At 38.8% G+C, this 23709-nt stretch carries 21 protein-coding genes; 4 read left to right on the top strand and 17 right to left on the bottom strand.

What is annotated here, in order from left to right; translation table 11 throughout:
• Window positions 1–732: an MBL fold metallo-hydrolase gene (locus ML543_RS03825; RefSeq protein WP_243385808.1), complete on the bottom strand. Its 732-nt coding sequence runs from the start codon at window positions 730–732 to the stop codon at window positions 1–3.
• Between the two features lie 149 nt (window positions 733–881).
• Between ML543_RS03825 and yhfH the strand changes: the two genes are divergently transcribed.
• The gene (yhfH, locus tag ML543_RS03830; RefSeq protein WP_243385809.1) at window positions 882–1010 is read left to right on the top strand and encodes a protein YhfH; all 129 of its coding nucleotides are present in this window, start codon (window positions 882–884) and stop codon (window positions 1008–1010) included.
• Between the two features lie 387 nt (window positions 1011–1397).
• Here yhfH and ML543_RS03835 read toward each other — a convergent pair whose 3' ends face one another.
• From ML543_RS03835 to ML543_RS03895, 13 genes are all read right to left on the bottom strand, one after another.
• Window positions 1398–3119, bottom strand: a complete 1722-nt coding sequence (locus ML543_RS03835; protein ID WP_243385810.1) for a hypothetical protein — start codon at window positions 3117–3119, stop codon at window positions 1398–1400.
• A gap of 4 nt (window positions 3120–3123) precedes the next feature.
• On the bottom strand, window positions 3124–4236 hold the full coding sequence (locus tag ML543_RS03840) for a hypothetical protein (RefSeq protein WP_243385811.1): 1113 nt from the start codon (window positions 4234–4236) through the stop codon (window positions 3124–3126).
• A 17-nt stretch (window positions 4237–4253) separates the two neighbouring features.
• Window positions 4254–5684 (bottom strand): glycosyltransferase family 2 protein, encoded by a 1431-nt coding sequence (locus tag ML543_RS03845; protein ID WP_243385812.1) that lies wholly within the window; start codon window positions 5682–5684, stop codon window positions 4254–4256.
• A 12-nt stretch (window positions 5685–5696) separates the two neighbouring features.
• Window positions 5697–6752 carry a HEAT repeat domain-containing protein gene (locus ML543_RS03850; protein WP_243385813.1) on the bottom strand — a complete coding sequence of 352 codons (1056 nt, stop codon included), beginning with the start codon at window positions 6750–6752 and terminating at the stop codon, window positions 5697–5699.
• A gap of 2 nt (window positions 6753–6754) precedes the next feature.
• Window positions 6755–8329 (bottom strand): response regulator, encoded by a 1575-nt coding sequence (locus ML543_RS03855; RefSeq protein WP_243385814.1) that lies wholly within the window; start codon window positions 8327–8329, stop codon window positions 6755–6757.
• 293 nt (window positions 8330–8622) lie between these two features.
• Complete coding sequence (locus ML543_RS03860; RefSeq protein ID WP_243385815.1) at window positions 8623–9615, bottom strand: LacI family DNA-binding transcriptional regulator; 993 nt, start codon at window positions 9613–9615, stop codon at window positions 8623–8625.
• Between the two features lie 514 nt (window positions 9616–10129).
• Window positions 10130–10705, bottom strand: a complete 576-nt coding sequence (locus ML543_RS03865) for a TetR/AcrR family transcriptional regulator (RefSeq protein ID WP_243385816.1) — start codon at window positions 10703–10705, stop codon at window positions 10130–10132.
• A 519-nt stretch (window positions 10706–11224) separates the two neighbouring features.
• Window positions 11225–11641, bottom strand: coding sequence for an organic hydroperoxide resistance protein (locus tag ML543_RS03870; protein WP_243385817.1), 417 nt, complete (start codon window positions 11639–11641; stop codon window positions 11225–11227).
• Between the two features lie 272 nt (window positions 11642–11913).
• On the bottom strand, window positions 11914–12351 hold the full coding sequence (locus ML543_RS03875; protein ID WP_243385818.1) for a MarR family winged helix-turn-helix transcriptional regulator: 438 nt from the start codon (window positions 12349–12351) through the stop codon (window positions 11914–11916).
• 256 nt (window positions 12352–12607) lie between these two features.
• Window positions 12608–14032 carry a protoporphyrinogen oxidase gene (gene hemY, locus ML543_RS03880; RefSeq protein ID WP_243385819.1) on the bottom strand — a complete coding sequence of 475 codons (1425 nt, stop codon included), beginning with the start codon at window positions 14030–14032 and terminating at the stop codon, window positions 12608–12610.
• Between the two features lie 14 nt (window positions 14033–14046).
• Window positions 14047–14988 carry a ferrochelatase gene (gene hemH / locus ML543_RS03885; RefSeq protein ID WP_243385820.1) on the bottom strand — a complete coding sequence of 314 codons (942 nt, stop codon included), beginning with the start codon at window positions 14986–14988 and terminating at the stop codon, window positions 14047–14049.
• Window positions 14989–14998: 10 nt separating this feature from the next.
• Window positions 14999–16042 carry a uroporphyrinogen decarboxylase gene (hemE, locus tag ML543_RS03890; protein ID WP_243385821.1) on the bottom strand — a complete coding sequence of 348 codons (1044 nt, stop codon included), beginning with the start codon at window positions 16040–16042 and terminating at the stop codon, window positions 14999–15001.
• Window positions 16043–16196: 154 nt separating this feature from the next.
• On the bottom strand, window positions 16197–18329 hold the full coding sequence (locus ML543_RS03895; RefSeq protein ID WP_243385822.1) for a transglycosylase domain-containing protein: 2133 nt from the start codon (window positions 18327–18329) through the stop codon (window positions 16197–16199).
• 135 nt (window positions 18330–18464) lie between these two features.
• Here ML543_RS03895 and ML543_RS03900 point away from each other — a divergent pair, with 135 nt between their 5' ends.
• Complete coding sequence (locus ML543_RS03900) at window positions 18465–18962, top strand: hypothetical protein (protein WP_243385823.1); 498 nt, start codon at window positions 18465–18467, stop codon at window positions 18960–18962.
• 38 nt (window positions 18963–19000) lie between these two features.
• Here the strand turns inward: ML543_RS03900 and ML543_RS03905 are convergent, their stop codons facing one another.
• From ML543_RS03905 to ML543_RS03915, 3 genes are all read right to left on the bottom strand, one after another.
• Window positions 19001–19714, bottom strand: a complete 714-nt coding sequence (locus tag ML543_RS03905) for an EcsC family protein (protein ID WP_472924417.1) — start codon at window positions 19712–19714, stop codon at window positions 19001–19003.
• Window positions 19715–19988: 274 nt separating this feature from the next.
• Window positions 19989–21203 carry an ABC transporter permease gene (locus tag ML543_RS03910; protein WP_243385825.1) on the bottom strand — a complete coding sequence of 405 codons (1215 nt, stop codon included), beginning with the start codon at window positions 21201–21203 and terminating at the stop codon, window positions 19989–19991.
• Complete coding sequence (locus ML543_RS03915) at window positions 21200–21937, bottom strand: ABC transporter ATP-binding protein (RefSeq protein WP_243385826.1); 738 nt, start codon at window positions 21935–21937, stop codon at window positions 21200–21202. The genes ML543_RS03910 and ML543_RS03915 overlap by 4 nt, the downstream gene beginning before the upstream one ends.
• A 780-nt stretch (window positions 21938–22717) precedes the next feature.
• On the opposite strand from ML543_RS03915, the gene ML543_RS03920 reads away from it, so the two are divergent.
• On the top strand, window positions 22718–23149 hold the full coding sequence (locus tag ML543_RS03920; protein WP_243385827.1) for an HIT family protein: 432 nt from the start codon (window positions 22718–22720) through the stop codon (window positions 23147–23149).
• A gap of 209 nt (window positions 23150–23358) precedes the next feature.
• Window positions 23359–23676 carry a hypothetical protein gene (locus ML543_RS03925; protein ID WP_243385828.1) on the top strand — a complete coding sequence of 106 codons (318 nt, stop codon included), beginning with the start codon at window positions 23359–23361 and terminating at the stop codon, window positions 23674–23676.
• Window positions 23677–23709 lie beyond the last annotated feature (33 nt).

Here is a 23709-nt window from a genome sequence, read left to right on the forward strand (position 1 = left end):
CTAAAATTGTATCGTAAGTCCTGATTTTGCTAATTGAATCGGCCCTTTGTAAATCGATTGTGCTTCGCTAATTAACTCACGATGGTCTCCAAAATGAGGTAAATGCGTCAAGATTAGTTGCTTTACATCCGCATTCTTGGCAATTGTCGCTGCGTCGTGACTATTCATATGCCCCGCTTGTTTTCCATCTTGATGGGCATACAGATTACATTCCGTAAGAAGAAGGTCTGCATCTTTTGAGAACGGAATAAACTCTTCTTTATAGGAAGAGTCAGCCGTGTATACAATCGAATTCGTTCCATCAGTTATCCTCATCGCATAACATTCTACTGGATGGTCCGTTTGTAAAAAAGTGATGGTAAACGGTCCAATACGCATCGGTTTATTCGGGTCATACGCCATTCCTTCTGTAACTCCTTTGTATGTAAGAGAATGAAACTTCGTATCGTTTTGATGTGCATAGATCGGCAACGCTTCCTTCGTTTTCCCTAACATACCTCCGATGAGCCGTGCATATTGTAGGGGACCTACATCCGCAACGTGGTCGTGATGATAGTGGGACAAAATCACCGCGTCAAGCGCCGATGGTTCCACATATTGTTGTAGCTGTGATAGTACAGCACTACCACAATCGACTAGAAGGCGAAATCCTTCCTTCTCAAATAAATAACCTGACGTGGCTTCACCTTTCCCGGGGAATCCTCCCCAATATCCGATTACTGTAAGCTTCATGCACGCATACCTCCTTATGAATCCTCCCCTTTCAATATACCCATTTTCGAAAAAAATTTCACGAAAACAAACTTTGTTACAATACAACATTGACATTTTTAATACTGTTATAATACAATATGAGTAACAACGACACGGGGGGATATAAAATGTTAGAAAAAGTGATGGAATTCTTTCGTAACTTACCACCAAAAAAATGCGCAGACTGTGGAAATGAGATGGAAGAGCAGCATGAGTGTTATGGAAACGTCTGCAACAACTGTTTGAATATAAAATAAGAAAAGCGCAAGTCCTTAGGCGAAGGGCGCTTTAGGACCTGCGAGGTGGCTTCCGTCGCCACAGCAGGGCCGAACCGACCCGAGCTGATGGCGCTTGGAGCTAGACACCAAAAAAACTGAAAAGAGAACAATTTATTGAACTTAAATTTTCTGTAACGATAAACGAAAACCCCTGGCTAGTAGCCAGGGGTTGATTTTTTCAATCTATTTGAAACAAGACAATCTCAAGAGATGTCTTTTGTAAATGGTGTTTTACGTACTTTCACACCTTTCCATTCGGCCCCTAGCGTCTTTCGAACGACGCTACGGCAGTCGCCTCCACGTTAGTAGGGGCTTCATCCCGCTGAAGCCCCTGCTTTTCTTCACCTTTTTCTTACCATACAGCTTTTAGTAATCCGTTAGCACATCCATCAGTTCCTCTTTCACTTCTTCCGGAGCTATGATGTATTTCGTTCCCTTCAACCCTTGTAACTTTTCGTAAAGTTGCTCTCGGTAATCTTCAAACATTGGAATCATTGTAAAGGATACTTGATAGCGTGACGCCAGTTCTTCTTGTTGTGCAACGAGATCTTCAGAATGAATACTTGGTGCATATAAGAAGATGACTTCCTTGACTCCATTGAATAAGACGAAATCCTCCCATTGTTTTTCGTCCAGTGGTGCACCTGTTAATAGATCGTATTCTACAACTGAGACAGTTGAAGGAAATTGCCCTTCTTCTTCATCGATCCCATAATACAGCCCTTGCATCATTCGGTGAAGAGATGTTACAAGCTCTTCGTTCCCCTCTACATAGAGGTAAACAGGACCCAATTCTTCCCCTATTGATTGCAAAAACTCATATTGACTTGCGGATGTATCTAGCGTTTCGTTAGAAAAAGACAGCACCTGAACCCCTTCTTCTTTTAACGCTTCGAGCGAAGAAATTGCTTGGGAAGTTACCGTGATGACAGTTTTAATTCCCGCCTCCCTTAATGTGTCTTGATCGAACAGGCTTGAGGAAATAACGCCCCAACTTCCGATAAACTTCGCTTCCTCAGAAGAGAACAGGGAGCGATTAATCGGCTCGTGTGATCGACGAAGGATTGTCTCTAAGTCTAACAGGGTAGAATCTGTTCGAAAATCCGTCACATATACCTTTTCGTCTAACTCTTGTACATAGGAAGCAACTTGTTCTAAAGATTGATCGGACACCGTTGTTAAAACGAGGTCACTTGATTCTGCAATCTCTTTTAGTTCCTTGCCTCTGCTTGAGTCTGGGTCAATAAATGAAACAATTTCCTTCACTCGGTTTCTGATTAAAATGCCCCATTCTTCCCGTGTAGGATAAGGGCCTACAATCACCTTAGCATCATTAAATAAATACACTGGACCACGCTGGAAGTCAGAAGGAAAAATTGTCGTTCGTTGTTCAAGCTCCGCATCTGTAACACTCATAATTACTTGCTTCACCATATCCACACGATGTTTACCTAAATAACAGTGGATGTAAAACTTCCCTTCTTCGGATGAAACAAGACTTTTGATTCCATTAATGGATTCAGTATTGTCGCCAACCCACGGAAGCATCGGGAAGGAGTGAATAGGCATCCCGACTTTCTCCCCTCGCTCTATTTCCTGCTGTAAAAGTTGATTTTCAAAAGGGAGCGTTGGACTTAATAAAGTGATGACCCCCACATACCCTTCTTCTTTTAATTGAATCAATAATTCTTCTTCAGGATAAGGGCCGAAAGTGAACCGTTCTCCTGTTTGTTGGAAATCTCCCCTACTCATAGCTATTAACGCTGAATCCGTCCTTATAAACATCAACAATACACTTACCGCAGCCAGTACTGTTACAGCTGTAATCCCTAACGCCCATTTCTTCTTGCGCTTCCAAACGAATAGGTAAAAGAGAAATGAAACAATAAAACCGAATGCAATCCAGCCGAATACGACATATTTTAATACATCATCAATTTGCGTTTGTGTATAGCCACGCTGTACTAACATTTCTTCAAAAGGAACGACCGCAAACAAAAGAAATAAACCGCCACCAGCAAAACCAAAAGATCCTAAAAAGATAAACCATACGATAAATGTAATCAATCTATTCTTTATTTTCCCCATCAAATCATGCCCCTACCGATTGTGAGCTCGTTTTTTGTGAATTGGCCTCATGCAATATCACCTTCATAAGCGGTATATAAACTTCCCAAAAAAACTGCTCATCTTTATTTAATATCGCCATCAAAGAATAAATTGGCGAAGGAAGCACCCATTTCGCCCAATGATCTTGTTTAATATCAGCAAAATCACCGGCAAAGTAATAAATAGACTCCTCTTTGTGCTTTAAAATAGCAGGAAACGTTGTCGGTATCTCATGCTCGTTTAATATCTCTTCGCCTGTATCAGTTAACATGAGTGAATACATGCCTTCCGCTTCCATTTCTGGACCAGGCTCGATAATATCAAACCAATAGGAATATTCACTTTCACGTTCTTCGTTGTAGTGACTTTTCCCTAGTTCGGTCCAATAAAATTTAACCGAGCCCGTTATGTCCTCCTCTTCCAGCACAACGACGTAATCATTCTCATTAACAAAGGTCAGCCCAGGTCCTTTAAATGTCCATTCGTTGTTTGTCTGTTTCTCATAGTTTGTCTTCAACCAAATGGGTACCTCAATGTCATCTAAATCTGGAAAATAACGACCGATCCATCCAGTCCATTGTATAGATAAGTTACGCTCTACGATTGAGCGAACATTTTCTTCTGTCGGAGATTGAATCGTATTGAATTCTACAATTAATGTTGTATGTTCTGACTTCGAGGCCAAAATTCGGTTCCATTCGAAAAAGGTGAGCCCTCCATAAATCTTTTCCGACCGCTCCCCCGTAAAGTTACCATCGAAGTCCGCTTCATAAACGCCATACGTGTCAGCGACATAAATTAAATCCGGACTCTCTTCGACTTCCAAAACGTCATCCCCTTCAGATCGTTCAGGATGATACCCATAATAATCCACTTCTTTTTCATACAGCTTCTTATCTTCATCATCAACAACTTTTGTATGGTGTAACACCCAGAAAAGCCCAAGATGCTCGCGAAAATCATCTAATGGAACCGTTTTATCAATGACGACGAGATTCAAAGGAGTGGACGGCTTCCAAAACCAAACGAAAAGAGGTAGACAAAGAATGAATGCTAATAATAAATAAATCATCCATGTTTTAAATCGATTTTTCATACCGTTTCACACTCTTTCTACATATTCATCGTCTTTTTGTTTTCTTTTGAAATACCGGTTCTTGTCATATTCCCCCAAGAAACCTTGTTGGTTAAATAACGGAAAAACGCAATTGTTCGCCAAATCGCATTCAGCTGACGGTATCCAAAGTTTTCAATTACACTGAATAAACTTAACGTTAGCAGGTCGCGAATTCTCGGATAACGGCGGAAATTGTATTCTTCTAAGAAAACCGCACAAATGGACAAAAAGACACCGAAAACTAATGTTAATAAAAAGAACATAATCGCAAACGGTATATTGACGATGTCAAAATAAAGCCCTGCTATGATAAAAATCGTTCCTACCAATTCTATGGTCGGGCCTAATAACTCGACTAGTAAGAAATAAGGCATAACGATAAGCCCCATCGATTTATATTTCGGATTAAACATCAGTTTTTTATGTTTTAGCAACGTTTGTAAAAGACCGATATGCCATCTCGTACGCTGTTGGTAAAGTACTTTTAAATTATTCGGCGCTTCTGTCCAACAAATGGGCTGAGGGAGAAACAAGATTTTCGCATCTACCTTTTCATCAAATAAATACTTTTGCAGACGAACGACAAGCTCCATATCTTCTCCTATATTGTTCGTGCTGTATCCCCCTACTTCAATAACCTCTCGTTTCCGAAACACTCCAAAGGCACCTGAGATAATCAATAAACTATTCATTGCGCTAAGACCGAGTCTTCCCATTAAGAATGAACGCAAATACTCTACAACTTGAAACAGCGCCAGCTTATTTTTCGGCAGCCTTACTTCCACAACGTGTCCATTTTCGATTTTACATCCATTGGCAATACGAACGATTCCCCCACATGCAATCACGTTCTCTGCTCCCTCAATGATCGGCCACATCGTTTTAATTAACGATTCTGGCTCCAAAATCGAGTCTGCATCTATACCACAAAAGTACGGATAGTTTGAGATGTTAATACCTGCATTTAATGCATCTGATTTTCCACCATTTTCTTTATCCACAACAATTAAATGAGGATGGTGAATGGAACGGTATACATTGATTACTGTTTCGGTTGGAATCTGTTGACGAATAACTTCTCGAACGGGAAACAAATCGAAATGTTCAATGAGTACTTGTAACGTATCATCGGTACTCCCATCATTGACAACGATAATTTCATATTCTGGATAGTTTAAATGAAACAAGGATTGAATATTTTCAACAATGACTTTTTCTTCGTTGTATGCCGGGACAATAACGGAGACAGGGGGTGTTAAAGCTGATGAAGCCATTTCTTCCTCATCGTGAATGGGGAGCCGTTTCATATAAACGCTCATTTGCTTTAAGGACAAGTGAAAAAAGAGTAAATAAAATGCATCGACGAGTATGACATACAAAAAGATGAAAATATTAAATAAATAAAACATAAGAAAAAACAAATCCAAGCTATCAACCTCCTAACTACTGTAGCTTTGCAACACTTTTTCGGCCATTTCACGGGCAAATAAATCACCGTGAAACTGTTGCGTCCATAGGAGTTTTTCTTTTCCAATGATTCCAAATCCTTTTAATGCTTCAGCAGCGCGGAGACGCACCCACCAATTTTCATCTGCAAGCAATTCTGTCAAAATATCAACAGCTTTCATCACTTTACAAGAGTGAATAGCGTTTATAGCCGCTACTTTAACGACCCATTCAGGATGGAATAAAAATTCCATGATTTCATCTTGTTTAGTCGTTAATCCCATCTCCCCAATAGCCTTTAACGCTTTCACTTGCAACTCTAAATCTTCATGTTCTAGACAACTTTCTATTATGGGGAGAGTACGAAACATTTTCTTCCTTCCAAATGTTTCAATAAACACTCGTTGGACGATAAGCGAAGCAGAATCAAAATGGTCCATCATTTCGTTTTCATCAACTGTATTTGAACGAAGAAGCATATCTCCAATTCGAATGACGACTTTCGGTGATATGTCGCGCTCACTATTTGCTAGAAAACGAATAATGGGAGAGCTTTCTCCCATATTCGCCAGTGCCCGAGCAGAAGATAACCAAAGGTCCACATCATCCTCGTATAAATTTTTTTCGATGAGAGGAGCTAGGTCTTTTAGTCTTAAGACCCCCGCTTTTTTCGTCGCTTCTGAAACTTCAATCAACTTTTTCCGTTGTATGAGACTTTGCTTTAGTTCGTCTGTGTACCCAATTGATTGACTTACAAAACGGACACGATTAATTTCTTCTTCACTCGTTATCTTCCTCGAAACTTTATATAAAATTTCTGTAATGACCTCTCGCTGCCATTTAGACGTTGTATTCAGCCCTCTACCTAACCGTTCGTCTTTCCCGGTCACATAGCGGATAACAATCGGTAAAGTCTTCTCATAATAGTTGTTTCGCTTTTTAGCAAAGTAATTAAAGAAATACTTCCGAATTAACAAAAAGACTAATAGAGAAAAGATAATCAATGCAACGATTATTGTTAAGAAAATCATTAGATATGAAACAATCATTGTTATGCCTCCAGTTGCCTTGCCTTCGCTTGCCTTCCAAATTTATCAAGTCTTGTTTCCAATTCCTTCATGGAAAAAGGCTTAGCTAAAAAGTCGTCTGCTCCAGCTTTAAAACCTCTTGCGATATGGTGAGGTAAATACTGGCTAGAGAGAAAAATAAACACCGTTTGGGACAAAGACGGCAAGTTTCTGACTTGCGAACAAAACATGAAAGCATCAAGATGATGAACGGTTGTTTCACTAATGATGATATGCGGTTGAAATTGCAACACTTTTGTCATCGCTTCTCGTCCGTCTAGGCATAATTCAATATCCCATTGATTAGAATTTAAAGAGTTGTGCAAAATGCTCCCCGTTACTGGATCATGGTCGACGACGAGAACCTTAATCCGTCCTTCTTGTACAGAACTGGAATCTACTTGTTTCGAACGAACCATTACAATCCCGTCACTTGGAACACTGAATTGAGCCTTTTTCTCTACATGTTCAATCATTTCGTGTACATTTTGGTCGCGAGGGTCACTTTCAGCCACAACCATAACGGCTTTCAGTTGTTGCAATCCGTTAGACTCCAATACTTTATTTATACGGTTCCCTACAAATTCGGCCTCCTCCTGCTTCGTCGCAGGAAGCAAAAACATTAACGTATCGTCAGACCATATACAGACTTCATCATACGTTCGAATCGAAGACACCGCATATTCATAGATTGTGTTCATTAAAGATTTATTGTCTTGTAATTTATCGATTTTTAACAACAACAGGGAGAAATACGATTGAAAACGACGAAACCTATCCCATTCTTTTGCTAGGTTCTCAAGCATTAATACTTTTTGATGGAGGATTCGATGATTTTTTGCTTCATATTCTTGAACAAGCTTATCCATTTTATGATGGACGATTGAAAGTGCAAACGGCTTCTGAAGTAGATCGTCTACTCCGTACTCCAAAATCTTGACGATGCTTTCTTCACCAAAATGTTGAGTCATACCTAGTACAGGTATTTGTTGAAATAGATGTTGATTTTCTGGTTGGGTAAGAATTGAGATTGCTTGTTGATTTGATACATTTATTAAAAGTAGAGAAGGAAGTTGTTGATTCATGTTTTCAATTAGATTGTCAAAATACATTGGCACGATGTGAAAAGAGCTATTTTGAAATCCATCCTGGACCCATTCGACAAAAAGGTGGTCTTCATCCACAATATACAATAATTTCTTATTTTCTACGTCTTCTTGGCTACTTGATTTAGCGTTTTTCTCACCTTCAAATAAATATTGAATTAACAGTTTTATTCCTTCAAGCCAAATGGCTTGATCTTTCTGTTCCATGAAATAACGCATATCTTGGATTTGAATTTTCTTTAATAGAAAGTAAGACACTTCAACTAACGTATCTATTTTAAACAGCGCTGCTCCATCTCGGAGTTGTTTTAATAAATGATAACTTTCTTCAACCCATTCCTCATCTTCCATACGCAAAGGTTTTTTTTGAATTTCCAAGAAATGATTCACAAATGGCTTTTTCATTTTTTCAAGAAACATTTCTTTTGGACTTAGTTCTTCATAATGTTTCAATCTTTGGATCACATCCTATTGAGAAGCTTAACTTCTCGAATTGTTTATTTATCTCATATTTTGTCACATTTTGTCGATTGCTTCAAGTTGAATAATAATATAATCATATTTTTTCATTTTGACAGTTATTACAAAATAATCCAGAACAATCGAAATTCGTTCTGGATTATCAAACTAATTCCTATTTTGTAAATAAGATTTGCTCGCTTTATACCATTCAAAGTTCAATTTGATATTTATCCTTTTTCGTTATGAGGCTTACTTCAAAGGGGCTCTCCAATAATCAAAAGTCTTTATATCGTTGAGTTACGAATTATGAGGGAAAGTGGAAGTTGATAAGTTTCTTTTTCTAAGTAATTTTTGAACTTAATTTTATCCATCATCACTTGCATTGCCTTATGTGCCATTTCTTTCACTGGCTGATGAACCGTTGTAATCATCGGATCGATGAGCTCTGTTATATCCTGATTATCAAATCCGACGACAGAAAGCTCATTTGGTACGTCAATACCGAATTTCTTCGCTTCAGCAATTACTCCTGCTGCAACTTCATCTGACCCTGTAAAAATAGCGGTCGGCATTTCATTTAATTGTAAAATCTCATTTAATACTTTCTTTCCATCTTCAAATGTAAAGACGTTACGGAAAACGAGACGGTTATCTACAGTAAGTCCACTTTCTTCATGCGCTTGCTTAAATCCGTTTTCACGTTCCTTCGTCACGTTACTCTTTACATTTCCACAACAATAGGCAATTCTTTTATGCCCCGCATCAATTAAATGCTTTGTCGCCACATATCCTCCATATTGTTGGTCCATGTGAACAGTCGGGATATTCGCCCGCTCTTCGTATTCATTACATAAAACAATCGGACCATACTCGAGAAACGGCTCAATCTGTTTCCAATCGTTTAATAACGTCGTTAAAATCACACCATCGACTTGTTTTGTTTTCAACAAGTTTAAATAGTCTAGCTCTTTTTTAGCTGAATACAACGTTTGACAAACGATTAATTGATAATGATATTCCGACGCTGCAATCTCGAGCGATTCAACTAATTGACCGAAAAACGGGTTCATTACGCGCGGAATAATGACGGCAATCATCTCTGTCTTCTGACTTCTTAAGCTTCGTGCAGAAGAATTCGGCACATATCCTAACTCATTCATCGCATCCAGCACTAACTGCTTCTTCTGTTCCGATACGTACGGATGATTGTTAATTACACGCGACACCGTTGTTCGAGACAAACCGGCTAATTTTGCTACATCTTCGATAGTGGCCATCTTGATCCCCCTAAACTTACAGAAACCGCTTTCACTATGTTGATTATATGGAATAATTTTAAGATTATCAATCCCCATACAATCGGTGATTTAATTGTCTTATTCTTTATATCATACCATAAAATGGTTGAATATAGAAGAAACAAGCGACTACAATTCTAGACTGGCTATTTCAGAGTGATGCAAAATGATTGTTTTCATCCTATTTTACCTACATTGTCTGTCGAGACCTCAAATTCAATGAGTCATTTACAAATCATCATCAAACGTCATTCTCGAACAAGAATATATTATTCGCAGTGACAATGAATGTTCCGTTCATTGTGCTAAAACACGCTGCTCATTTCTGAAAACCAAGTGGGGGGCTTAGGCGAAGCGACCCGAGCTGATGGCGCTTGGAGCTAGACACCAAAAAAACGGTAAAGAGAATACTTTAACTCTTTATTGAACGTAAACTTTCTGTAACAATAAAAAAGTGTTAAGAAAGCTTCTCAAGACTTTCTTAACACTTGCATTAATTTGCCGATAATCCTTTTAGCAAATACCGTTCAAAAAGGTTAGCAATCTCTTCCTTTGATAGCGGCGTATGATGTTTTTCCCAGTCGAAGACGAGTGAAAAGTATAATTTTAATATGATGAAGGCCGTAATTTCAGGATCACAAGGAGTTATTTCTCCTTTTTCGATAGCGGTTTCAATTTTTCCCTTAATATATTCAATAATCATTTGTTCGATTTTGTGTACAACCGCTTGAACCGCAGGTGTACCTAAATCATGGCTTTCTTGAAAAATCTTAATCGTCAAATGATGTTTTTTTCGATATTCAAGAATTTTGTATAATGCACGGTGCGCATTTTCAAAAAAAGGGGCAGACTCGTCAAAAACCCGATCAGCTTCTACCTTCATTTCATGTAGTAAAGAAGAGATAATTTCATCGAATAATTCCTCTTTATTTTTAAAAAACGTGTAAATCGTCCCTTTCCCTACGTTGGCCATCTTTGCCACTTGGTCCATCGTCGTCGCCTTATACCCAAAATGAGCAAACGATTTTTCCGCTGCTTCGACAATTGCCTTTCGTCGATCAAAATTCAATTCGAACACACCTCGCTAAAGTTGACTATATGATACATTCAGTCAATTAGTTCCATTTCATCCTATCAAATTGGCATTCAGGAGTCAATTTTATCAAACAACCTATTAGAAGTTCAATTTTCTCGTGAGGCAGCTTTTATTTAAAAACGAAATAAGAAACATAAATGATTTTACACTCACACCCCGGACATGAAAATTTATTCTCCCCGAGGTTTTTTCTTTCTACCATCTACCTATCATGATCGATCATTCAGCTCATAGGTAATTTTTATTTTCACAGAAAAAGCGCAAAGCACAAGCCCTTAGGCGAAGGGCGCTTGAGGACCTGCAAGGAGGCTTCCGTCGCCACAGCAGGGCCGAAGCGACCCTAGCTGATGGCGCATGGAACTAGACACCAAAAAAACTGTAAGAGAATACTTTAACACTTTATTGAACTTAAACTTTCTGTAACAATAAAAAAGCCCTCAAAAGAGTTTTGAGGGCTAGGGGCGAATAAGCACTAACATTACTACGTTGCCGTTATGATAGAACATTTAATTTTACGTCAATATTACCACGTGTAGCCTTTGAGTACGGACATACTTGATGAGCTGCGTTCACAAGTTCATTTGCAACCTCTTCTGATACGCCGTCAATTTTCACATCTAATTGGGCGGATAATCCAAAGCCTGTGTCGTCTTTTCCTATTGTTACATGAGCCGTTACAGATGTTTCTTTCACTTCTACGCGTTTTTGACGAATGACAAGATTTAACGCACTATCGAAGCATGCTGCATACCCAGCGGCAAAAAGTTGTTCTGGGTTCGTTGCATTACCGCCTGCTCCTCCTAATTCTTTTGGCATTTTTACTTCTAAATCAAGAACACCATCTGTAGATTTTACAAAACCGTTACGGCCACCTGCCGCTGTTACTGTCGCTGTATATAATGGTTGCATTTTTTCGTCTCCTTTATTTACAAAATTATATTGTGCACAATTAAATTTTACATAATATAAATTTCTTGTCAACCTTTTTTACTTTTTCACATAAAACCAGTCGTATTTCTGAAAGTTTTGACATATTCCGATACCTAGTCTTTCTGCCCTCATATTTTTTCTAAGAAAAAAAGAAGCAATTGGTGTTTAAGAGCTTAAAAAAAAATGAGCCAGTGGCTCATATAACATTTATTGTTGACCTTTACTAATCAAGTATCCGGTCATTCAAATATTTATTCTTCATTTAATTTCGTTAAAAATGAACGCAATAATGGCATTAATAGTGCCAGTTCTTCTTCTTTAACTTTTGCTTTTTCAATAATCGCATTAGGAATGCATTTAGCTTTTTCGCGTAGCACTTTTCCTTTCTCTGTGAGAAAAATGAACACCGTTCTTTCATCTTCTGTTGAACGCGAGCGAGTTATTAGCTCATTAGCTTCCATCCGCTTTAGCATCGGCGTTAACGTTCCAGAGTCAAGATATAGCTTCTTCCCTAGTTCTTTTACCGAAACACCGTCTTTTTCCCACAAAACAAGTAGTGCCAAATATTGTGGATACGTAATGTCTAATTCTTGCAATATCGGACGATACAGTTTCGTCATTTCTCTTGAACTAGCATATATTAAAAAACATAACTGATGATCGAGTTTTAAATGGTCACATTGTTCCATAGCTCTTCCCTACCTTTTATCCTTCGCATACCTTTTATTAAAACGCTTGAGACGAAAAAAAGCAAATCTCACAACAGTAGAGTCGCCTGCCGTAACGTAAGAAAAGCGAAAAGCGCAAGGCCTTAGGCGAAGCGACCCGAGCTGATGGCGCTTGGAGCTAGACACCAAAAAACTATAAAGGGAATACTTTAACACTTTATTGAACTTAAAATAAAAAAGCCTCCAAGATCGTTTCTCGGAGGCATAGTGAACAAAACTAATTGTGTGTAAGAATTCGTTTCTCTGCTTGCAAATAAGATAGGACATCTTGTACAGCTTGCTTTCCTTGATCAATACAATCTGGTATTCCAATGCCTTCAAAAGATGCACCTGTTAAATAAATACCAGGAATCGATTCTTTCATTTGACGTTTAATCAATTGAACTTGTTCTTTGTGCCCGATTTGATATTGTGGCATGGAATGCTTTAGTCGAGAAACGATGGAGAAGTCTGGCTCTCCACTGATATCCATGATTCGTTTTAAATCATCCATGACCGTTTTCAAAATAATATCATCGGATTGTTCAACAATGGCCTCATCACCAGCTTTTCCTACGTAAGCACGAAGCAATGCTTTTCCTTTCGGCGCTGTGTGCGGCCACTTTCGATGTGTCCACGTACAAGCAGTAATCGTAAAACCACTGTTTCGTGAGATGACAAACCCGGTACCGTTTGATGTAAGCTTTACCGCTTCTTCTGGAAAAGCCATCGCAACCGTTGCAACAGATGTAGCAGGCATTGAATCGAAATAAGACAAATCGATGCGATTGTCTTGAACGAGGTTCGTCAACACTTGATGAGACGTAGATACAATGACACTATCGGCTGCCATTTCCTCCCCATTACTCAAAGTAAGGGTGTATCCTTCACCTGTTTTGACAAATCGTTCAACTTTTATCCCTTTTTTCACATCTACAGCCGTTAATTGCTTTTCGATTTCTTCTACAACAGATTGTAGACCAGTCTTTACTGTTTGAAAGATTCCTTTTTTCCGCTTAGGCTGTGCCTTTGGCATTGTTTTCTTCAATCCAACAATTAAACTTCGATTTTTTTGCTCCATTTCGTAAAATTGAGGGAAAGTAGATAACAAGCTCATATCGTCTATGTTTCCAGCGTAAATGCCCGATAATAGCGGTTCAATTAAATTATCGACGACTTCATCTCCTAGACGCCTTCTAAAAAATTGTCCAAGAGATTGATCTCCCTCCACCGTGCGTTTTGGCAAGATAAAATCGTAAGCTGCTCGCATTTTTCCCGGAATAGAAAAAAGTCCTGATGTAATAAACGGCCCAATGTTTGTTGGAATCCCCATGACAGATCCTTCTGGAATCGGATTTAATTGCTCGCGGGCAAATACGTACGCTTGTCCGGTTGCGTTGTTCACTAATTCCTTTTCCATTTCTAAATCTTTTACTAATTGGGTTGCGCTTTTTTTCCGCTCTAAAAACGAGTCAGGCCCTCTTTCAATTACGAATCCATCTTTACGGACGGTTTCGATCTTCCCACCAAGCTGAGGCTTTGCTTCAATAAGGGAAATTTCAATCGGAAGCTTTTGGTCTAGCACTTCCTTTTGTAAATAAAATGCTGCCGATAGACCAGTGATTCCTCCTCCGATAATTACAACTTTTTTTCTATTTTCCATCTTTATCGCCTTCTTTATTGTCTCTTTTGTGCAACATGATTTAATACAACGGTTGCAAGACAATCAATAAATTCAGGTTTTGCATTTGGCATTTCCGGTCGATAATAAGAAGCATTTAATTCGTCGGTTACTACTTTACATTCAATGTCATTGTCGTATAACACTTCTAAATGGTCCGATACGAACCCAACTGGAATGTATACGAACGTTTGATACCCTTTTTCTTCATATAAATCTCGGGTTAGATCTTGAACATCTGGTCCTAACCATGGCTCAGGCGTGTTTCCTTCACTTTGCCAACCAACGACATAGTCCGTAATGTTTGCTTCCTTCGCAATTAAATCCGCCGTTTCTTGTAATTGGTCAGGGTACGGATCGCCGAGCTCTTTAATTTTTTCCGGTAAACTATGTGCAGAAACGATTAACACAGCGCTACTTTTCTCTTCTTCAGACATTTTGGCATACGTTTCATTCACCTGATTGACCCAATATTGAATGAATTTTGGCTCTTGATACCAGCTTTCGACAGATGTAATCGTCAAACCTCCGAGCTTTTCCGCCTCTGTTTTTGCCCGATTATTATAAGACTTTACACTAAATGTTGAGAAATGCGGAGCTAATACGATGCTGACCGCCTCTGTAATCCCATCTTGATGCATTGCTTGTACAGCATCTTCAATAAATGGCTCAATATGTTTTAAACCTAAATAGCTTTTAAATTCAATCTCGTCTTGAATCGAATTTAAATGATCTTCTAGTTTTTTTGCTTGCTCTTCTGTTATTTTCGCTAAAGGAGAAATGCCTCCAATGGCGCGGTAGCGATCTGTTAACTCTTGAATCGCTTCCTCACTCGGCTTACGTCCGCGACGAATATGCGTATAATAGCGCTCAATGTCCTCCTCTTTGTAAGGAGTACCGTAGGCCATTACGAGTAAGCCCATTTTCTTTTTCGTCATGCTTAACACCTCATTTTTTGCTTGAGTATTCATGAATAAACGCCGTTAATCGCTTTAACGTTTCCGGCTTTACTTGTGGAAATACACCGTGTCCAAGATTGAAAATGTATCCATCTTGCATCATACCCGCATCTAAAATGGCTTTTGCTCTTTCTTCAATCACTTCCCAAGGAGCAAGTAAGATAGCTGGGTCTAAATTCCCTTGAAGTGTTTTCGTTAAGCCCATTTGACGCGCTTCTGTAATCGGTAAACGCCAATCCAAACCAACGACATCTAGCGGCAGGTCATGCCACTCTTTTGCCAAATGACCTGCACCGACACCGAACATAATGAGCGGAACATTTTTTTTACGTAATTCAGAGAAAATTCGCTCCATCGTCGGTTTAATAAAATAACGATAGTCCGCTACGTTTAATGTTCCAACCCACGAATCAAAAATTTGGATTGCTTTTGCCCCTGCATCAATTTGAGCGTTTACATATGTAATAGTCATTTGTGCCAACTTGTCCATCAGCGCAAACCATGCTTTCGGTTCTGCATACATAAATGCCTTTGTCTTATTGTAATTTTTTGAAGGTCCGCCTTCAATCATATAGCTTGCCAGTGTAAATGGAGCACCTGCAAAACCGATTAAAGGTACCGATAACTGTTCATTTGTTAATAGTTTAATCGTATCTAATACGTACGGAACATCTTCTTCTGGATTAATTTCGCCTAGCTTTTCTACATCTTGCATTGAGCGAATTGGATTATCAATAACCGGTCCAATTCCTGTTTTAATTTCTACATCCACTCCAATTGCAGGTAGTGGCGTCATAATATCCTTATATAAAATAGCTGCGTCGACATTATACTGCTCAACTGGTAGTCTCGTTACATACGCACACAATTCTGGTTGATGCGTAATTTCAAATAAGCTGTATTTCTCTTTTAATGCACGATATTCCGGCTGTGAACGCCCTGCTTGTCGCATATACCATACTGGTACATGATCTGTTTTTTCACCACGTGCCGCTTTTAAAAATGTATCGTTAAACTCTTTCTGTTGAGTCATCGTAATCCCCCTTTAGAAGCATGTTTCTTTCACGTTGAATATATCCTTTTCCAATATATCGTTTTCATCGTTTCTTGTATAGAAATAAACAGCAATTTTCAAAAAATCGACGAAACAATTTGACCATTTTATGACGGCCAATCACCTTATCCATTTATCCCCAATTCGGAACAACATAATCCGTTCCTTGCCCCTCTTTCTGCGTTTGTGGGTTGTATGGAACGACTTGATAAGCATCCCCTGAAAAAATATTTACGAAAGTCATTTCATACAGCCCTTTTCCTTGAACGCTTCCGATAAACTCACGTTCGCCATCCTTCCCTTTGCGATAAATTTTATAAACAACTCGCTCATCCGCTTGCGGTTTCCACGCTAGTTGAACCGTAAACAATTGAAGAGGCTTAAAAGTGTAGGTTACACGATAATTTTCTATTCTCTCTAAACGAATAGGCTCTTCTAAATCAACGAGTCCATCAGGGAGGGAAAAAACTTTTTTCGCTTCGATATGTGTATCTTTCATAATTGCTTTAAACAGTTTTGTCGCATAGGAACTCCCTGCTTTTAAGTATTGTTGCTCATTCGTTTGATCGTAACCGATCCAAACTGCTCCACTCACCTCAGGTGTAAAACCAGCAAACCAAGCATCTTTCGCCGCTCCTTCTTTCCCTAAAAAGGAGGTAGTCCCTGTTTTCCCTGCTAATGCGCCATTGTATTCTCCATGAATAGCTGTACCTTGCTTGACTACCTGCTCGAGCATCCGTGTCATATTCCAAGCAGTTTGCTGAGAATACACAACTGTTTTCACTCGGTTTGGGGGAGACAGTTCCTTCCCTTCTTGATTGTAAATCGCTTGGATAAAATAAGGCTCACTGTACGTGCCATTTTGGGCAAATGTGCGATAGGCGTTCGCTAGCTCAATCGGTGATACCCCGTAAGATAAACCGCCAAGTGCAACAGCAAGTCCTTCATCCTCAATCTTTATACCATTTTTTTCTAAATACTTTTTCCCGGTCTCAACACCAAGCTTTTCCATTACCCATACGGCTGGAACGTTTTTAGATGAAATAAGTGCGTCAAACATAGTTACAATGCCATCATATTTTTGATCGTGATTTTGTGGGGTGTAATCACCAAAACTCATCTTCTCATCTTTTAAAAACGAATAAGGCTCAAATAACCCTTCCTCCATAGCAGGTGCATAGACGGCAATCGGCTTCATCGTTGAACCAGGTTGTTTTTTCACATCTACTCGGTTCAAGCCTTTCCGTACATAATTTCGGCCACCAATTGCAGAAATTACACCGCCTGTTTCATTGTCAATGAGGACGAAAGCCCCTTCTACCGCATCGTTCGTTCCTGGGAAGTAGACATCTTCTTGAAATAATTCATATGCCCGCTTTTGTAAGTGGGCATTTACGGGAACGACGATTCGATATCCTCCTTTTAAAAGCGCTTCATTCGATAATTGGTATTTTTCTTCTGCTTCTGCTAACACCATATCAATGTACGTTGAAAGCCACGGCATGTCTTGTATTTCTTTGACTTTTAAACCAATCGTTTTCCCTTGATTCCGAACGGCTTCTTCAGGTGTAATGAAATTTTGCTTTTCCATTAAATCCAACACGAGATTACGTCTTTTTTTGCTCTTTTCTTCATTTAGAAGAGGGGAGTAAGTGGCGGGCGCTTTCGGAATGCCCGCTAACAGCGCAGCTTCATCTAGCTTTAATTCATTTACATCTTTTTGAAAATAAAACTGCGATGCTGCTTGAATCCCGTAAACGCCATGTCCAAAGTACACTTGGTTTAAATACATTTCCAATATTTTATCCTTTGGATATTTTCGCTCAAGGTTTATGGCAATGATGGCTTCTTTCGTTTTCCGAAGCAACGTCTTATCTTGTGTTAAAAACACATTTTTCGCCAATTGCTGGGTAATCGTGCTTCCCCCTTCCACTTTCCCACCCGCAAGAAGGTCTCGGTATAGAGCTCGTCCAATAGCACGCAAATCAATTCCAGTATGTTCATAAAACCGTTTATCTTCTACAGCGATAAACGCATTCCGTACTGAATCGGGTATATCTGTTATTTCTACGTACTCTCGATTCTCGACGTAAATCTTTGTGATGGTATTTCCATCTAAATCAACTAATTCAGAAGACGTATTTAAAATGAGTTTCTTTTCATCCACTACATAATTACCGAGAAAAAGAATAAACATATATCCAATGAAGGCCACGATCGAAGTACTTGCAACCAATAGAAAAATATTCAACCATTTGTTATTCAATCACCTGTCACCTCGCATCTTACATCCTTTTTTCTATTATTGGGTATTATTACCTCCTCTATGTATGTGTTTGTAAAGAATAGACTAGGGTAAATAATAAAGGAAATCTCTACTCGTTAAAATGGAGGAAAAAACATGAATTTATATATGACATTTGGCACCCTTTCTTATTTACAAAAGATCGTTGCTTCACATCCTCATGAGCAAATGTTAATGCTACAAAACAAGCTTACAACGATTCTTTTGCATGAAACGACCGGTTCAACCCTTTTTAAAGAACCGATTTCGTACCAAGTACTGAAAGGTACTGGAAATATGCATCAGTTTTCTTCCTTTGTTGCCTTTCACTATTTTTCAATCACAGAAGAGGCAAAGCCGTTGTTTGAAAGTCGGGCCGAAGAGTACTTATTGAAACACCCATCTTCAAATAGCGCTTACCGTATTTTAAGGCCTATAAAGCATAACCCTTATTTAATTATTACTTTTTGGCGTCAGGCGCTCGATTTTGAGTCATGGAACGAACGCCATCCCCTTCAAGAAATTCAGCAGACGATGGCAAAAAAGAAGTTATTCACACCTGCCTATTCGACAAAAACCTTCTCGATTATCGAGGGTATTTCCAAGGAAATATAAAATTCGACATGGGGATTTAAGAGGAATGAGTGAAAGGTTCACTCATTTGGAAGAATTCGAAGGCGATACGCATACATTGTATATTCCGCTAAATGTTTCATAAGATGGTAGTTCGCAACTCCACCCACGACCGCACCTACACCCGGTATTATTTGCATCATTTTCACTAAATCGATATGATCGCGATATTCTTGTTGCCATGAGCGCCAGTCGATTTCTTGTTCAACGGGCTTTAAATCCCAAGATTCAATTTGTTCAATTAATTCCTCTTTTCGTTCATCGTATGAAAAAGCAAGTTGAAACACCTTTAAAATAAAAAATCTTTCTTCTACGCGCGTCATGTCATAGCCGTAAAGAGAGGCAGCTTCAAATAAAAATCTCATTTTAATTCCTAATAAAAGCGGAAAATCTGCAAGACCGAGCCACAATCCTCCTGCCCCTGTTCCAACCCCTTCTAACGCGGCTGTTTTTTGATAGCGCTTCATGACTCTCATGAGCTCTGCTTCTTTTTCAGCTAAATGCAAAAAGTGTGGATAGCTTTTTTTCGGTAAATACTCATTCCCCTTTACCGTCGCATTCACCATCGTTTGCACACTTTGTGTTACGACTTCATGAAATTTCTCAGGAATTCGCTGATTAATTTTCGTCTGAATTTGCTTCGATGTGCGCTTCCAAACAGAAGGTCTTTTCATTTGCTTTAACTTCCATCGGAGTGCTTCCTCATACAATTGATCATTCGTCAATGAAACCACCCTCTCGTTCACTCTTCTTTATTAATACGGATGAAAGCCTTAAAACGTTTCATTATGTTTTAAGAAAAGCGCAAAGCGCAAGTCCTTAGGCGAAGGGCGCTGGAGGACCTGCGATTAGGCTTCCGTCGCCACAGCAGGGCCGAAGCGAACCGAGCTGATGGCGCTTGGAGCTAGACACCAAAAAAACTGTAAAGAGAATACGTTAACACTTTATTGAACTTCAACTTTCTGTAACAACAATGGAAAGGGGGCTGTTCAAAAAGCACAGCCCCTTTTACGGTTTAATATATCGCTTACCAATATAAAATGTTACGAGCGAAATCGAAAATAGGAGGGTGAGGACGAGTTGAAGCAAACCTTCCATCATTCCGACTTGCAGTATCGTCCCAAGGGCTAACACAGTAGCCTGAACCATCAATAGTTGAGAGAGTAAGCGTAAAAAGCTTCCTCGCTTCCATTCACTTTTAACAGGATATAAATTCGGCAATAAAAGCAAGTCGTGTTGCTTATATAATCCGACCAATTGAAGGCCCGTTAAAAATAACACCGCTACCGAAACCATTACACTACCAAAAAGCTGCATCGGAAGGAACAAAATGAGCAACAGTCCAATTACAAGTAACCTTGAAAACACCCCAAAATAATCGCCAGAACGTAAAAAGCTTCGAATGAATAAATACATATATGTATTTCGTTGGTGATAGGACACTCTTTTTAACACCCAGTCCAACCATTTCCGACGCTTCACTTGATTTTTCAACTTCGGAACATCGGTAAATAAGTTAGCGATTTGGTAAAAACGATTTTGTCTTCTTCCTTCATCTGCAATTAACTGCTCCCAATTTATCGGCTTTTGTTTCACAGCACGGTAAGAATACCAAGAATACGCGACCGCAATAACAGACGTGATGAATAGAAACAGATAGGCATTCTGAAGAAAAAAGTAAATCACAGCATAGCTAATTAGAACACGTACAATGAAATCACGTATATGATGCATACGATCAGAGAAAAAGCTCGTCAACCACTGCATCCATTGATTCCATAGTTTTAAACCGAGTAATAACCCAAAAGCCATAAAAAGACCAAGAGGGGTAGTTTGAAATACGCGAACATATAGCGGAATAAGGACGACCGTTACAAGGACAAGCGGATACAATTGCATCCAATAACTTGTCACAAATGCTTTTCTAAAATACGGGCGAAATTCATGCTCTAATGGAATCATATACACCATATCCGCTTCTTTTAATAACGTACGTACGTGAGCATAACATACCGTACTCGTCCAAATTAGGGCGATGACAAACGATGCTGGAAAGTTGCTCGGAATCTCATCAAGCCACCCTTGATACCAATATGCCCCGCCACCAACTAAAAACAGGAGGACAAATAATAAATGGTCATTAAACATGAATTTTAAGTACGTTCGTAGTTCTTTCACATATTCTGCAAAACGTTTGTTCCAAATTTGCTGAACCGAATTCATTCCTCTTGCTCCTTCGTCAATTGAATGTATAAGTCATCCAAAGTAGCAGATGGCATTTGAAATTGTTCTTGTAATTCACGTAACGTCCCTTTTGCACGCACTGTCCCTTCGTGAAGAATAATGAATGAATCACAATATCTTTCAGCTGTTGCTAAAATATGTGTCGACATTAAAATGCCTGCTCCTTGGTCCTTCGCTTTTTTCATCATTTCAAGTAAGGAATGAATCGCTAACGGGTCAAGCCCAACAAACGGTTCATCAATGATATATAAATTGGGCTGAACTAAAAAGGCACACATGATCATGACTTTTTGTTTCATCCCTTTAGAAAAATGCGCAGGGAACCATTTAAGTCGCTTTTCCATACGAAATTCTTTTAGCAGAGTCGGCAATCTTTTCTTAAAGGTTTCTTTGTCCAATCCGTATGCCATTGCCGTTAGTTCTAAATGCTCGTACAACGTTAAATCCTCATATAATATAGGCGTTTCTGGTATGTAGCTTAGTTGCTTCCGATAGGTTTCCTTTTGTTCTGTAAACGTCTCTCCATTTATTTTCACTTTTCCTTGAAATGGCTCCATTAATCCAATAATATGCTTAATCGTTGTGCTTTTCCCTGCACCATTTAATCCGATTAACCCGACAATTTCATGCCGATTTACTTCAAACGAAACATCTTTCAACACAGGGTGTTTCGTGTAACCACCCGTCACATTTTCCACGCTAAGTAACGTCATGATAAAAGGTCCTTTCTTCTCAATATCTTTTCTCTTTATCATACCAAAATTTAACGATAAAATCTTTTCAAAGGATGTTTACGTAATCACCACGAGGCTAATTTGGAATTGATCGTTAAATTCCGCTCCAGACACTTGCTTTCTGAGGAGAGAAATTCGAGCCTCCTCAGCACGCCCGCGGGGTCTCGACCTTCCCTCTTTATTCCGCAGGAGAAACGGTGTTTTTGATTCGTCTTAAAATCATCAAGCTCCAAAAAAGTTTTTACAAAAACGGGCGTATAGAAATTTGCAAGCTGGTTATCATAATAGTCGAAGAGGGAAAACAATTGAAAATGAGGTGTTTGTCAAACGACAGTTCAAAATGATTTTGTCGAAAGGCAAATCATCTGTAAATACTCCCATAAATGATGGATGTCGATAACAGATTAATCTGAAGTCACGTCTTGATAAGGGGATGGTTACTTTGAACAATTGTAAGAAGGAAAATGAACATTTTATGTTCAGCGATGACCATTTAATGTTAATCATTTTTCACACTGCAACCATTTCTACACAGTAGATGAGGTGTTTGTCAAAGACAATTAACCTGTTTCATTCCATTGAAAAACGATTCATTTTAGAAAAGTTGAGTAAGTTGGAAAGTCTATCCCTCTTCAAAGGGAACGGCACCTACGAGTCCGTTCCCTTTTTCTATGTTAAAAAATGAAGACAGAGCCCCTTTTCAAAAACATTCTCTTTTTCTTGTGGTAAAATAAAGAAAAGTGGAAAAGGAGTGATATTATGTCAGATTGTATTTTTTGTAAAATTGTAAACGGTGAAATTCCTGCCGCAAAAGTATATGAAGACGAGCACGTACTTGCGTTCATGGATATTATGCAAGTAACGAAAGGGCATACGCTTGTGATTCCGAAAGTACATAAACAAGATATTTTTGAATTAACGCCAGATATAGCACAGCATTTATTTAAAGTTGTTCCACAAATTGCTCAAGCAATAAAAGAGAAGTTCAACCCAGAGGGACTAAATATCGTAAATAATAACGGGCAAGCTGCCGGCCAAACGGTATTCCATTACCATATGCACATTGTACCTCGTTACGGAAAAGGTGACGGCTTCGGTGTCGTATGGAAATCCCATGCCGATCAATACACAGCAGACGACCTTCACGCACTTGCTTCCACAATTAAAGAAGGATTGTCTATTCAATCGTAGAGAATTATAAGAGTCTAAGAAGTTCCAAATGAATCAATTAGTGAAAAGCAAGTCGTTTTGTATCGACTTGCTTTTTGAACGAGTAAAAAAAAGGTTGCGTCTATCCTTTAGAGAACAGCGCGAGCGGAGACCCCATAGAAGAGATTGCAATATGAGGAAGCTGTTAGAAAAGTGGAGGCTACATCTATAGGAAAGAGAGGTATTTTGTTTTGGAACAAAATGATCATTATAAAAACTTATTAAAGAAGATTTGTAAAGCCAATAATATTTCCCCCAAAAGACTTAGATTCGAACAAATTGAGGATTATGTAATTATTCATGTGAAAAACCAATTAAAAGAGGGCGTAGACTTAGAATGCTTTAAAATTTTAAACTTGATACATCAAACGGTTTCACCTTTAGGAACACACTTTGAACAACAGTTATACTTATATCCACGAGGAGATAGATTAGACAGGGTAGCAATAATGTTTAATAAAGTGGACTACGTGCTTTTAAATGAAAAATTAAAAAAAGGAGATATTTAAGTACACTGAGATAGAGGAGTTACTGTGAGTAAA

This window comes from Bacillus kexueae, assembly GCF_022809095.1.
GTDB lineage: Bacteria > Bacillota > Bacilli > Bacillales > Aeribacillaceae > Bacillus_BZ > Bacillus_BZ kexueae.